This window comes from Streptomyces albidochromogenes, from assembly GCF_005981925.1.
In the GTDB taxonomy this organism is placed as follows: Bacteria; Actinomycetota; Actinomycetes; order Streptomycetales; family Streptomycetaceae; genus Streptomyces; species Streptomyces albidochromogenes.
On record NZ_VBVX01000059.1, the window covers coordinates 1 to 13926 of the forward strand.

9 protein-coding genes are annotated in these 13926 nt (G+C 73.3%); 4 read left to right on the forward strand and 5 right to left on the reverse strand.

What is annotated here, in order from left to right:
- The 3 genes from E2E34_RS10925 to E2E34_RS10935 all read right to left on the reverse strand — a co-directional run.
- A partial coding sequence (locus tag E2E34_RS10925) for a DUF5682 family protein (RefSeq protein WP_244315616.1) occupies window positions 1–2610 on the reverse strand: 2610 nt, incomplete at its 3' end.
- The gene (locus E2E34_RS10930; RefSeq protein WP_138901695.1) at window positions 2607–3707 is read right to left on the reverse strand and encodes an ATP-binding protein; all 1101 of its coding nucleotides are present in this window, start codon (window positions 3705–3707) and stop codon (window positions 2607–2609) included. The genes E2E34_RS10925 and E2E34_RS10930, both read right to left, overlap by 4 nt.
- A gap of 109 nt (window positions 3708–3816) precedes the next feature.
- Window positions 3817–4239 carry a hypothetical protein gene (locus tag E2E34_RS10935; RefSeq protein WP_138901696.1) on the reverse strand — a complete coding sequence of 141 codons (423 nt, stop codon included), beginning with the start codon at window positions 4237–4239 and terminating at the stop codon, window positions 3817–3819.
- Between the two features lie 131 nt (window positions 4240–4370).
- On the opposite strand from E2E34_RS10935, the gene E2E34_RS10940 reads away from it, so the two are divergent.
- Together E2E34_RS10940 and E2E34_RS10945 are read left to right on the forward strand one after the other, a co-directional pair.
- Complete coding sequence (locus tag E2E34_RS10940; protein WP_138901697.1) at window positions 4371–5723, forward strand: SWIM zinc finger family protein; 1353 nt, start codon at window positions 4371–4373, stop codon at window positions 5721–5723.
- Between the two features lie 16 nt (window positions 5724–5739).
- Window positions 5740–7689, forward strand: coding sequence for a DUF5691 domain-containing protein (locus E2E34_RS10945; RefSeq protein ID WP_244315618.1), 1950 nt, complete (start codon window positions 5740–5742; stop codon window positions 7687–7689).
- Between the two features lie 85 nt (window positions 7690–7774).
- Here E2E34_RS10945 and icmB read toward each other — a convergent pair whose 3' ends face one another.
- Window positions 7775–8188 (reverse strand): coenzyme B12-dependent isobutyryl CoA mutase small subunit, encoded by a 414-nt coding sequence (icmB, locus tag E2E34_RS10950; protein ID WP_028812291.1) that lies wholly within the window; start codon window positions 8186–8188, stop codon window positions 7775–7777.
- 359 nt (window positions 8189–8547) lie between these two features.
- Between icmB and E2E34_RS10955 the strand changes: the two genes are divergently transcribed.
- Both E2E34_RS10955 and E2E34_RS10960 read left to right on the forward strand, forming a co-directional pair.
- A complete protein-coding gene (locus tag E2E34_RS10955; RefSeq protein WP_138901698.1) occupies window positions 8548–9414 on the forward strand; it encodes a lipase family alpha/beta hydrolase in 867 nt (288 codons plus the stop codon).
- Window positions 9415–9640: 226 nt separating this feature from the next.
- Window positions 9641–11284 (forward strand): M23 family metallopeptidase, encoded by a 1644-nt coding sequence (locus E2E34_RS10960; RefSeq protein WP_138901699.1) that lies wholly within the window; start codon window positions 9641–9643, stop codon window positions 11282–11284.
- 120 nt (window positions 11285–11404) lie between these two features.
- Here E2E34_RS10960 and pcrA read toward each other — a convergent pair whose 3' ends face one another.
- Entirely contained in the window at window positions 11405–13864 is a 2460-nt protein-coding gene (pcrA, locus tag E2E34_RS10965; protein WP_138901700.1) for a DNA helicase PcrA, read from the reverse strand.
- Between the last annotated feature and the right edge of the window lie 62 nt (window positions 13865–13926).

Sequence of the window (13926 nt, forward strand, 5' to 3'; positions counted from 1 at the left end):
CTCCTGGCCCACGCCGCCCTGGCCGACGCCGCCCTGCCCGACACGGCCCTGGCCGACGACGCCTTGCCGCACGGCCGACTCGCCGCAGCCCCGGGCGCCGGCCGGCGCATCAGGGGTGGCGGGCTGCGCCTGCCGGTCCGGGCCTTCCTCACGCACTCCGGGTGCGTCACGCGCTCCGGGTGCGTCGTCGAACGCCGGGCCGGCAGCCGACTGCCGCACTGCGACCCCGCTCCCCGCCCCCGCACGCCGCACGGGCGTTGCCTCGCGCTCCGTCCCCGAAGGGCGTCGTCCCTCGGGCACGCTCACACCTGCCAAACCGAGTGCGTCCCCCTCCTCCCCGAGGAGCAGCCTCAGCACCGGCAGCACCGCGTCCGCGCGCTCCTCGTCGAAGCCGGAGCCGAAGCCGGGGACACCGGCGTGGGTCCGGGCCGGGTCGGCGGTTGACGGGCCGCGTCGGAGCAGTTCCCCCAGCGTGCGCCGCACCCCCGGCTCGTACGCCGCGAAGGTCCGGCGCAGCAGCGGCAGTACGCCGGTGAAGGCGTCGCCGGGTACGCCGGTCAGCCAGGCGTCGACGAGGCCGAGCAGCCTCTCGTCGTGCACGAGGAGCATTCCGCCGCCGGACGCCCCGCCGACGAAGCCCTCGATCCAGGCCGCCGCGTCGGCCGGTGGTGTGCCGGGCGACAACGCCAGCGACATGAGGCGCGCCGCCTCGTCCTCCTCCAGCCGCCCGCCGTCCAGCAGCAGCCGCGCCGCCCGGCCGCGGATCACTCCCGCCACACTGTCCCGCGCGGCGAGCCGGCCCAGCACCGCCGACCACCGCTCGCGCACGTCGTGGCGGTCGCCCGGTTCGGTGCCGGCCAGGAGGCCGATCGCCGCGTGGACGGCGTCGAGGTGGCGGCGCATGTCCGCCGCGCCGTCCGCGTCGAGCGCGGTGCAGGCGGGCGGCAGGCCCACGCAGATCCGCTCGGCCAGTCCGGCCGCGACCTCGCCCAGCGCCACGGTGTCCGTGGCGCGCACGTCGCCGTACCGAAGTGAGCGGGCGAGGGCGGGCAGGGCCTGGGCGAGGTGGCCGACGTCCGCGTCCAGCGCCGCGCGGTCGGCGAGGGCCCGCATGACGACCGGGAGGGCGTCGGGGAGGTCGGCCAGGAGGCACCGCTCGGCGAGCGCCGTGACATCGGCGAGGACGGTGGCCGATGCCGCCTGGGTCTCGGCCTTGGCGGTGGCCGCGGACAGCACGGTGGTGCCCCACACGCCCGCCTCCGCGACGCGCACCGACAGTTCCGGCTCCCACCGCAGCCGCCAGGACTCACGGAACGTACCCGTGCTTCCCCGTGTCTCGGCCGGCTCGCCCCATCCGACGGAGAGCAGCCGCAGCCGGTGCAGCAGCCTGCTGCGCGCCGCGTCGGTCTCCTTGCGCAGGTCGAGCTCCAACTCGCGCTCGCGGGGCTCCGGTTTGAGCCGCAGTCCGCGCTGCGTACGCGTCAGGTCGCGTTGCAGCGGCACCGCGGGCGCCGTGTCCGGGACCTCGCCGAGAACGTCGCCGACGACGAGCCGGTCGTGCACGAGCGCGAGCGGGACGTCGGAGCCCTCGCACATCACGGCCCGTACCGCGTCGGTGGTCTCGGTGAGCCCCGCGAGCGGCCGGCCGCGCATGACGGCGAGCGTCTCGGCGAGCCGTACGGCTTCGATGACATGGGCGGGGGAGACCGTGCGGTCCTCGTCGCGCAACAGCCCGGCGACCTTGGTCATCCAGCGCTCGACGGGCCGGTCCGGGGCGCTGAACAGGTGCCCGTACCAGCCGGGCGACTCTATGCCCGCGCCGTACCCGCTGCGCCTGGCCAACCTGCGGTTGGTCCAGGGCACCCACGTCATCTCGGCCTTGACCTTGGGGAGCCCCTTGAGCGCCGCGCGGTCGGCGGTCGCGGTCGCCACCTTCTCCCCGAGCGCCGGCAGGTGCCAGGCGCCGCAGACCACGGCGACGTCGTCGCCGAACTCCCGGCGCGCGGCCCGCAGCTGGAGCCGCATGTACGCCTCGCGGACGCCGTCGCGCCCATGTCCTCCGTCTCCGTACGTCTCGCGCAGGGCGCCCATGGCCTCCGCGAGCGCCCGGAACGGCGCGAACGGATCCGCCGCCCCGGTCCCCCGGTGCTCGACCACGTCCTCCCACCACCGCTCCGGATCGTCGTACCCGGCGGCCTCCGCGAGGACCCCGACCGGATCCACGGCGACGGCGGGTGTCTGCGCCGCCTCGCACCCCTCGCCCTCCGTGTCGTCCCGCTCGTCCGTCAGCGCCAGTGAGTGCGCGGCCGGCAGATCGATGAAGCGGACCGGTACCCCGCGGCCGAGCGCCCAGCGGGTCGCGACCCACTCCGGGGAGAACTCCGCCAGCGGCCAGAACGCCGCCCGGCGCGGGTCGTCCGTGACGTGCGCGAGGAGCGCCACGGGCGGGCGCATCGCCTCGTCCGCCGCGAGCGGCAGCAGCGCGTCCGCCTCCGGCGGCCCCTCGATCAGCACGGCGGGCGGCCGCGCCGCGTCGAGCGCGGCAAGCACCGCACGCGCCGAGCCGGGCCCGTGGTGGCGCACGCCCAGCAACAGGGGGCGGGGGCTCATCCCGAGACCTCCCGGCAAGCGCGGTAGAAGTCCTTCCAGCCGTCCCGCTCGCGGACGACCGTCTCCAGGTACTCCTGCCAGACGACACGGTCCGCCGCCGGATCGCGCACGACCGCGCCGAGAACCCCGGCCGCCACGTCACCCGAGCGCAGCACCCCGTCGCCGAAGTGCGCGGCGAGGGCCAGGCCGCCGGTGACCACGGAGATCGCCTCGGCCGTGGAAAGCGTCCCGGAAGGGGACTTGACCTTCGTCCGCCCGTCGGTGGTGACGCCGTCGCGCAGCTCGCGGAAGACGGTGACGACGCGCCGGATCTCGTCGAACCCGTCGGGCGCGGCCGGCAGGTCGAGCGAGCGGCCGATCTGGTCGACGCGCCGGGCGACGATGTCCACCTCGGCCTCCGCGGTCTCGGGCAGTGGCAGCACGACGGTGTTGAACCTGCGGCGCAGCGCGGAGGACAGGTCGTTGACCCCCCGGTCGCGGTCGTTGGCGGTGGCGATGAGGTTGAAGCCGCGGACCGCCTGCTGCTCCTGCCCCAGCTCCGGGATGGGCAGGGTCTTCTCGGACAGGATCGTGATCAGGGTGTCCTGAACGTCCGCCGGGATGCGGGTGAGTTCCTCGACCCGCGCGGTCATGCCGTCGGCCATGGCGCGCATGACGGGACTGGGCACGAGCGCCTCGCGGCTCGGCCCGTGCGCGAGCAGCCGGGCGTAGTTCCAGCCGTACCGGATGGCTTCCTCGGGTGTCCCCGCGGTGCCCTGCACCAGCAGGGTCGAGTCGCCGCTGACGGCGGCCGCGAGGTGTTCGGACACCCAGGTCTTGGCGGTGCCCGGGACCCCGAGCAGCAGCAGCGCCCGGTCGGTGGCGAGCGTGGTGACGGCGACTTCGACGATCCGGCGCGGCCCCACGTACTTGGGCGTGATCACCGTGCCGTCGGGCAGGGTCCCGCCGAGCAGGTACGTCGCCACGGCCCACGGCGAGAGCAGCCACTTGGCGGGCCGCGGCCGGTCGTCGGCCGCGGCCAGCGCCTTGAGCTCGTCGGCGAAGGCGTCCTCGGCGTGCGGCCGCAGGGCCTCGCCGTTGTTTTCGGACACGGTCATGGATCCCCCTCCAGATTTCCCGGATGTGGGATCCACCGTGCACCACGCCACTGACAATCGGCCTTCGCCGCAGGTCAGGGGCCCGAACTCAAGTATGGTGGTGCCGCTGCTACTTCACGATCGGGGAGACCGCGATGCAGCCGAGCAGCGCCTTCTCACCCTTCGCTTCCTTGATCGTCTCGCCCTTGTAGACGACCTTGCAGGTCAGGTCGGCGGCGTCCTGGATGCTCATCGGGGAGACGGCGGGCGGCATGATGCCGCGGAGCGTGACCGTCTTCTTCCACGGCAGCGGCGGGTTCTTGACCGTCTCCATCTTCGGGTGCATGGCGGTGCCCTTCCCGCCGGCGAACTCGATCGACTCGACGGCCTTGCCCGTGACCTCGTAAGTGACCTCGTACTTCTCGTCCATGGACTTGTCGACCTGCTCGACCGCCTCGTCCTTCGCGGCTTCGGTCGCGTCGCAGGCGCCCAGGCCGAAGGTGAGGCCGGTGACGGCGGCGGCACAGACAGCGGTACGGATGAAGCGGTTCATTGGGATCCCCCCGGATCTGGATGTGTGCAAGGCATCGCACCCAACCGCAAAGGCCCAGGGGAGTCAAGTCTTCAGAAGCGGAAAACCGCAGGTCGGAGCGATTGTCAGTGGCGGCCCGTAGCGTCTTTCCCATGAATCAGCAGGGGGTGCGCTGGACTGCGGAACAGGTGCTGGCCTTGGCTCCTGACGCCGCGTCACGCAAGACGGGAAGCAGGCTCGGTACGGCCGGGCCGTGGTCGGAGGCCGGGAGCAGCGGCTCGGGAGCGGTGTGGGGGCTCTGCAGGGGAAGCGGTCGTACGCCGTACCGGACCGTGGTCGACACGGCGGGCGGCAGCCCCGCGTACAAGTGCAGTTGCCCCAGCCGCAAGTTCCCCTGCAAGCACGCCCTGGGGCTCCTGCTGCTCTGGGCGGCCGACGAACCGGTGGTGAAGGACGGGGAGGCCCCCGACTGGGCCGAGGAGTGGCTGGCGGCCCGCAGAGCGAAGGCGGCGGCAGCCGCGGGGGACACGGCCCACCCGGACCCGAAGACGCCTGATCCGCAGGCCGCGAAGCGCCGGGCCGAGCAGCGCGCCGAGCGGATCACCCTGGGCGCGGCGGAGTTGGAGCAGCGCCTGAGCGACCTGCTGCGCGGCGGCCTGGCCGCCGCCGAGCCGAGCGGCTACGGACTGTGGGAGGAGACGGCCCGTCGTATGGTCGACGCCCAGGCGCCGGGGCTGGCGGCCCGGGTGCGGGAGCTGGGCGCCGTACCCGCGTCGGGGCCCGGCTGGCCGGCGCGGCTGCTGGAGGAGTGCGCGCTGCTGCATCTGCTGGACGCGGCGTGGGGCGCGCGCGAGCGGCTGCCGGAGCCGCTGGCGGCGACCGTGCGCGGCCGCGTCGGGCTCACCACGTCCGCCGGCGGACCGCCGGTCCGTGACCGCTGGCTGGTGCTCTCCCAGTACGACACCCCGGACGGCAAGCTCGTGACGCGCCGTGTCTGGCTGTACGGGGAGGAGTCGGGGCGTACGGCCCTGTTCCTGTCCTTCGGGGCGGTCGGCAGGGCGCCGCAGACCAGCCTGCCCATGGGCCTGACGCTGGACGCGGAGCTCACCTTCCACCCGAACCGGATCAGGGCCGAGATCGGCCACCAGTTCGCCGCTCCCGCCCCCATCGGCTCACCACCACCGGGAGTCGACACCACCGAGGCGCTCCACGCCTACGGCGACGCGCTGCGGGACGACCCCTGGCTCGACTCCTGGCCGGTGACGCTCCACCGCGTGATCCCGGCCCCGTCCGGGGCCGCCGCCTGGCAACTCATCGACGCAGACGCCCCGTTCGCCCTCCCCGTCGAGCCGACCGCCCTGTCCCGTCCCGGGCTGTGGAAACTCGCGGCCGTGTCGGCCGGCGCCCCCGTCACGGTCTTCGGCGAGTGCGGCCACCGCGGCTTCACTCCGCTGACGGCCTGGGCCGACGGCTCGACGGAAACCGTCCCGCTGACCGAAGCCTGACCGTACGGAGGGCCCCATGACCAGCACCCAGTGCACCAGGACACGCCCCGCCACGGCGTCGGGAGCCGCGCGGCCGGGAGGAGACGCTGCGGGGTGCTCCCCGCAGGGCGTCGCACACGACCAGCACCACGACCAGCGCACCGACCGTCACCACGACCAGCCGGAGGGGACGCCCGTGTCCGAACGTTCGGCGCCCGAGGAGGCGTCCCGGCGCGCCACCGACCGCCGCGCCCCCGAAGCCGACGCGTCGGTCGCTTCGTCGGCCGCCGCGGCCGCGGCCTCCGCTGTCTCCTGGGAAGAGCTCGTCACCGTCGCCCTGCTCGGCACCGACCGCCGCACGCTGCCGCAGGGTCTCGCCGGGCCGGCCAAGGACGCCCCTGCCGCCCTGCTCGACGCCGCCGCGCACCGGACCGTACGGCGCAGGGCGGGCCTGGTCCCCGCGCCCGCCGCACCGCGCCCCACTCCCGCACCGCACGACCCGCGCCCCCCGCTGCCCCCGGCCGCGCGGCGGCGGCTCGCGCAACTGCTGGCCGGCCGCTCCGCGTCCCCCGCTGCCGCCGGGGGCAGACGCGGCACCGCGCCCGACCTCACCGAGCTGCTCCCCCAGTGGCTCGCCGCCGCGAACCGGCGCCGCTACCAGGCCCCGCCGGCCCTGCTCCCGGCCGTCCTGGACGCCGCCCGCGCCCGTACGGACCTGCGCCCCCAGGCGCTCGCCTTCGCCGGCGTGCGGGGCCTGTGGCTGGCGGGGCTGAACCCGGACTGGCGGTTCGCGCTGCGCGGCGGGTCCAGCGGCAGCGCCCTGCCCGATCCCGACGACGAGGCGGCGGTGCGAAGCCTGTGGGAGGAGGGCCTGTTCGCCGAGCGCGTCGGTCTTCTCACCACCGTCCGCGCCAAGGACCCGGCAGCCGCGCTCGCCCTGCTCGCCACCACCTGGTCCACCGAGCGCGCCGAAGACCGCCTGATGTTCCTCGACTCCCTGCGCTCCGGCCTGTCCGACGCCGACGAGCCCTTCCTGGAACGCGCCCTGTCCGACCGCAGCCGCAATGTGCGGACCACCGCGGCCGAACTGCTCTCCGCGCTGCCGGGCTCCGCCCTCGCGGCGCGGATGGCGACCCGGGCCGCCACCTGCGTCAGCCTGGACCGCTCCGGCCGCACGGCCGGTGGCGAGCGCGTCACCGTGGAGGCCCCGCACGAGTGCGACGCGGACATGCAGCGCGACGGTGTGTCGCCCACCCCGCCGGCCGGGCGCGGCGAGCGGTCATGGTGGCTGGGCCAGCTGGTCGAGTCCGCCCCGCTGCACACCTGGCCGAGCCGGATGGGCGGCCGTACACCGCAGGAGATCGTCGCCCTGCCCGTGAGCGACGACTGGAAGGAGGAGCTGCACGCCGCCTGGTGCCGCGCGGCCGTGCGGCAGCGGGACGCGCGGTGGTCCCGCGCGCTGCTCGGCGCTCCGTCCGCACCACCGGCGGCCGGCCCCGGTACGTCGTCCTTCGCCGAGCGGGCGAAGCTGCTGGCCGTCCTGCCGCACGGCGAACGGGCCGAGTGGGTGGCCTCGTTCGTCGCCGCACACGGCCTGTCCGAGGCGTTCCAGCTGCTGGCGGTGTGCACCGTGCCCTGGTCGGAGCCGCTGGGGCGCGCGGTGGTCGACGCGCTGGACATCGCGCGGGACGCGGGGAGCTACCCGTGGAGTTTCAGTGGCGTCATGGGCCTGGCGGAGCGCTGCCTGGATCCCGGCGAGGCAGACCGCCTGGAGATCCTCACGACGACGCCGGACGAGCAGGAGGACGCGTCGCCCGGTGCGGCCGGCTACTGGTCGGAGGCGTTCCAGCGCCTGGTCGGCACGCTGCGCCTCAGAGCGGCGATGCTCGCGGAGCTGTCGGAGCCACCGGACCGGGCGCACCCGGACCCCGTACAGGCCGCGCAGACCGCACCGCACCCGGAGCCGGCGGCGCACCCACATCCGTAGCCACCCCACTGGGGTACCCAGGTGCGGCGCCCCGGGTACCCGGGGCCGCTGTGCGGTCGGCCCCGGGCCCCGCGGACGAGCGGCTCTACGCCTGCGCCGCCTGGCGGACGTGGGTGTTGACCCACTCGACGATCGACTGCGTCGTGGCGCCCGGCGTGAAGATCTCGGCGACGCCCTTCTCCTTCAGCGGCGCGATGTCCGCCTCGGGGATGATCCCGCCGCCGAAGACCTTGATGTCCTCCGCGTCGCGCTGCTTGAGCAGCTCGATGACCTTCACGAAGAGCGTGTTGTGCGCGCCCGAGAGGATGGACAGCCCGATCGCGTCGGCGTCCTCCTGAATGGCGGTGTCCACGATCTGCTCGGGCGTCTGGTGAAGCCCGGTGTAGATGACCTCCATACCGGCGTCGCGCAGGGCCCGCGCGATGACCTTCGCCCCGCGATCGTGTCCGTCGAGTCCCGGCTTGGCGACCACCACGCGGATCGGCCCGGTCACACCCATCACTGCCTCCATGTACCGACTGCGCCGTCTTTGGCACGCGCCCCGCACCGATGCGGACGGGGAAGTGAACGAACGTTATCGACAGCATCCCGCACGCGCTCGTTTCGCGGTGGACAGGGAGGGGGAAATCACACATGGGACATGTTCGCTATGCGTCGTTCCTGCCACATCAGGCGTTGCGGCGGCACCCGCCGCAGCAGCCGGGACGGCCGCAAGGGGAGCCGCGACGAGGCCGTCGTTCCACCGTGCCGTCAGCCGCACGGCACGGTGGAACGGCCGCCGAGATCCTCGGTTCGGCACCCCATGAGGGCACACGGGGGACGGAGCCGCCTCCCCGCGTGCCGTTCGGGAGGTCCGCCATGAGGGTCCCGCCCTTCTCCATTCCGCCCTGTCCGGCCCGGTTGCGCCTGTCCGGCGCGCTCCTGCGGGCCACCGCACTGGAGCTCGCGATCCTCGCCGGACACCTCGTCCTCTACCCGTCCGGCATCGCCCAGGAGCGACGCCGGGGCGGTGCGCCCGCCCCCGGGCCCGCTCCCGAGCCGCCCGAGGCCGCCGACCTTGCCACCGGCGCGCTTCCCGCCGCCGGCCGCGACCGCCCGCCCGTCGTGCTCCTCCACGGCTTCGTGGACAACCGCTCGGTCTTCGTCGTCCTGCGCCGCTCCCTGGCCCGGCACGGCTGGCGCCACCTGGAGTCCCTCAACTACTCGCCGCTCACCTGCGACATCCGTACGGCGGCCGAGTTGCTCGGCCGCCATGTGGAGGAGATCTGCGACCGTACGGGCCACGCCCGGGTGGACGTCGTCGGCCACAGCCTGGGCGGCCTGATCGCCCGCTACTACGTGCAGCGGCTGGGCGGCGACGTGCGCGTCCGCACCCTCGTCACGCTCGGCACCCCGCACACGGGCACGAGCGTCGCCCCGCCGATGAGCGCCCATCCCCTCGTGCGGCAGATGCGGCCCGACTCCGACGTGATCGAGGAGTTGCGCAGGCCGGCGTCTTCCTGCCGCACGCGGTTCGTCAGTTTCTGGAGCGACCTCGACCAGCTGATGCTCCCGGTCACCACCGCGTGCGTCAGCCACCCGGATCTCATCGCCCAAAACATCCGGGTGACGGGAATCGGCCATCTCGCGTTGCCCGTTCATCCGGCGGTCGCCGCCGGGATCCGTACGGCGCTGGAGGAGCAGGACACGGCGGCGGGCACCTCGGACGCGGTCTCGGTCGCCTGAACTCCCCTGAACCGCAGTCGAACATCTGTCGAACGCAACATCAAGGCTGTGCCCGGCGTCGGCCGAAAGGCGGCCGAATGCCCGTTTCCGGAACGCGGAAAATCTGGCGAAGATTGTCGCCGTCCCTTACCGCCGGGTACAGTCGCGCCACTGCTTTGCCTCTGGGGCCCCCTACCCGGGACCCCAGCCCCACAGGTCCCGCATTGCCGAGGCGAGAGAGAAGTTGGTGGACGACCAGCACGCCCACGCCGGGTACGACGGCTACTCCACCGGCAGCTTTCAGACGGATCCCCTCTTCGGTGCGCTTCCCTCCCAGGACAGCCACTACGACGCCGGCCACAGCGGCCGGCACGACACCCCCCAGTGGAATGCCACGGGCGCCCAGCCGACGGCCGGTTACGACGCGTACGGCGCACACCAGCAGTACGACGGCACGGGAGCGTGGCCCGCGGCCGGCCACCAGACGGCGGCCGACATCCCCGCGCAGTCCACCGGCCAGTGGGACTCCAACACCTGGAACCAGACGGGCCAGTTCGACACCAGCCACTTCACGACCGGCCAGTTCACGGCAGGCCAGTTCGCGACCGGCGCGTACGAGACGGGCCAGTACGACACCACTCAGTACGGGACGGGCCAGTACGACGCGGCACAGTTCGCCCAGGCCGCGGACGCCACCGGCCAGTGGAGCACGACGCCGGCCTACGACACCGGCGCGTACGACGCCACGGCCTGGAACTCCGGCCACACGGAAGGCGGCTCCGACGGCCACACGGGCGGGTACGAGACGGTCGGCGCGCAGCAAGTCTTCTACGAGACGGCCGAGTTCCCGCAGGCCGACCTGGCCGAGGCCCTCGCGGCGTACGCCCCTGAAGCACCCGACGCCTCCGGCGCACCCGACCCGTCCGACCCGTCCGAGGCGCACCACGAGGCGACGCCCGACGGTCCCGGCAACACGCCCGGCGCGGAACACGAATACACGTCGGAGTACGCGTCCGCACACGAGCCCGAGCCCGACGCGGAAACCGAAACGGACCTCGAACACGCCCCGGCCGCAGCGTCCGTCGCGACCGCCGCCCCCGGTGCACGTTCGTCCCGCCGCAGCGCCGGCAACTCCGGCCGGGGCCGGCGCCGCACTCCGGCCAAACGCTCCGCGCTCCTCACCGTCGCCGTCCCCTCCGCCTGCGTGATGGGCGTGGCCGGCATCGCCGCCGCCTCGGTCGGCAGTGTCGGCGGCGGCGCTCCCGCCGAGGAGAAGAAGGACACCACCACTACGGCGTCGGCGGCCGACCCCGGTTCGGTGAAGCCCGTCGCGGTCAACAACAAGCTCGACACCCAGCTGGCCAACCTCAGTACGGACGCCGAGGACTTCGCCGACCGCGCCAGCCGTACGCAGGAACGTATCGACCTCCAGGCGCGCCAGGCCGCCGAGAAGAAGAAGAGGGCCGAGGAGGCCGCCCGCAAGGAGGCCGCCCGCCCGAAGTTCGCGCTCCCGGTGGCGCAGCACGGGCTCAGCGCCTACTACGGCCAGGCCGGCATCAACTGGATGTCCGTGCACTCCGGCATCGACTTCCCCGTCGGGTACGGCACACCGGTGATGGCGGCGACGGACGGCACGGTCCGCACGCAGTTCAACACCGCCTACGGCAACATGGCGATAGTGACCGCCGCCGACGGCACCGAGACCTGGTACTGCCACCTCAGCAGCAGCAAGATCCGTTCCGGATCGGTCCAGGCCGGCGACGTCATCGCGTACTCGGGCGACTCGGGCAACTCCACAGGTCCGCACCTTCACTTCGAGGTGCGTCCCGGCGGCGGCTCGGCGGTCGACCCGCTGCCGTGGTTCCGGAGCCACGGCCTCAGCCCGACCTGAGCGACGCACCGTACGGGTGCCCCCGGTCCCGCCCCTGAAACCCGAAGGCCCGGCGACCGCCGTCCCGCGCTCCCCACCGGGGCCCGGGGCGCGATCCCCGGGCCCGGCGGGGCAGACCTCCTACAGCTTCTCGACCGGCGCGTACCGCAGGAGCAGCTTCTTGGGCCGCTCGTCGCCGAAGTCGATCGTCGCCTGCGCGTCCGCCCCCGTCCCCGTCACCGTCATCACGGTGCCGAGCCCGAACTGGTCGTGCGTGACCCGGTCCCCGACCGACAGCGCGACCACCGGCTTGTCGGACGTCCGCCGTGTGGCGAACCCCGAAGCGCCGCCGCCCCCGCCCCGCGACCGCGAGGCCAGCGAGGCCGACAGCGACGAGGCGACGCCCGACACCGGCCCGGCCGGCGCCTGGGCGCCCTTGCGCTTCCACGTCAGGTAGGTGTCCGGGATCTCCTCCAGGAACCGCGACGGCGGGTTGTACGACGGCTGCCCCCAGGCACTGCGCATCGACGCCCGCGTCAGGTAGAGCCGCTCGCGGGCGCGCGTGATGCCGACGTACGCGAGCCGCCGCTCCTCCTCCAGCTCCTTCGTCTGGCCGAGCGCGCGCATGTGCGGGAAGACGCCGTCCTCCATGCCCGTCAGGAACACCACGGGGAACTCCAGCCCCTTCGCGGTGTGCAGGGTCATCAGCGTGATGACGCCCGACCCTTCCTCGTCCTCGTCGGGGATCTGGTCGGAGTCCGCGACGAGCGCGACCTTCTCCAGGAACTCGGCCAGCGTGCCGGGCTCGTCGCCCTCGCGCTCCTGCTCGAACTCCAGGGCCACGGCGGCGAGCTCCTGGAGGTTCTCGATGCGGGTCTCGTCCTGCGGATCGGTCGACGCCTGCAACTCGGCGAGGTAACCGGTCCGTTCGAAGACGGCTTCGAGGACCGTGGCGGGCCCGGCGCCGGACTCGACGATCGTACGGAGCTCCTCCATCAGCGTGTTGAAGCGCTTCACGGCGTTCGCCGAGCGGGCCGCCATGCCGTACGCCTCGTCCACGCGCCGCAGCGCCTGCGGGAAGCTGATCTTCTCGCGCAGCGACAACGCGTCGATCATCGCCTCGGCCCGGTCGCCGATGCCCCGCTTGGGTACGTTCAGGATGCGGCGCAGCGGGACGGTGTCCTCGGGGTTGGCCAGGACGCGCAGGTAGGCGAGGACGTCCCGCACCTCCTTGCGCTCGTAGAAGCGGACGCCGCCGACGACCTTGTAGGGCAGCCCGACGCGGATGAAGATCTCTTCGAAGACACGGGACTGGGCGTTCGTACGGTAGAAGACGGCGACGTCGCCGGCCTTGGCGTCGCCCGCGTCCGTCAGCCGGTCGATCTCCTCGGCGACGAACTGCGCCTCGTCGTGCTCGGTGTCCGCGACGTACCCGGTGATCAGGGAGCCGGCGCCGGCCTCGGTCCACAGGTTCTTCGGGCGGCGGTTCTCGTTGCGCTCGATGACGGCGTTGGCGGCGGTGAGGATGGTCTGCGTCGAGCGGTAGTTCTGCTCCAGCAGGATCGTCTTCGCGTCCGGGTAGTCCTCCTCGAACTGGAGGATGTTGCGGATCGTCGCGCCGCGGAAGGCGTAGATCGACTGGTCGGCGTCACCCACGACGCACAGCTCGCCCGGCGCCCGGCCCTCGCCCGAGGGGCCCACCAGCTCGCGTACGAGCGTGTACTGAGCGTGGTTGGTGTCCTGGTACTCGTCGACCATGACGTGCCGGAAGCGCATCCGGTAGTGCTCGGCGACGTCCGGGAACGCCTGGAGCAGGTGGACCGTGGTCATGATGATGTCGTCGAAGTCCAGCGCGTTGGCCTCGCGCAGCCGTGCCTGGTACAGCGCGTACGCCTGGGCCAGCGTCTTCTCGAAGCCGTCGGCGGCCTGGCCCGCGAAGGTCTCCTCGTCTATCAGTTCGTTCTTCAGGTTCGAGACCTTCGCGCTGAACGCCTTCGGCGGGAAGCGCTTGGGATCGAGGTCCAGGTCGCGGCAGACGAGCGCCATCAGGCGCTTCGAGTCGGCGGCGTCGTAGATCGAGAACGAGGACGTGAAGCCGAGCTTCTTCGACTCGCGGCGCAGGATCCGCACGCAGGCGCTGTGGAAGGTGGAGACCCACATGTGGCCCGCGCGGGGGCCCACGAGCTGCTCCACGCGCTCCTTCATCTCGCCGGCGGCCTTGTTCGTGAAGGTGATCGCGAGGATCTGGCCGGGGTGCACACCCCGCTTGGCCAGCAGGTACGCGATCCGGTGGGTCAGGACGCGGGTCTTGCCCGAGCCGGCCCCGGCCACGATGAGCAGCGGGGACCCGGCGTGCACGACAGCGGCGCGCTGCTCCTCGTTCAGCCCTTCGAGCAGCGCGGCGGCGTCCACGACGGGGCGCGGCGCGCCGTCCCTGTAGTGCGCGTCCCTGGGCGGCGGGGGTGCGTCGAAGGCGCCCCCGAACAGGTCGTGCGGAACCGGCTCCGGAGCGTGTTCCTCGGGGGGCGGCGGGGCTGTGTCCTTCGCGTACTCCGCGTGCTGGAGGTCGGCCAGGAAGCTGTCGTCAAAGAGGCTGCTCATCGTCTACCAAGCTTAGGCGGGACCACCGACAGCCCGCCCCGGATTCCGCCCGGCCGGACGGG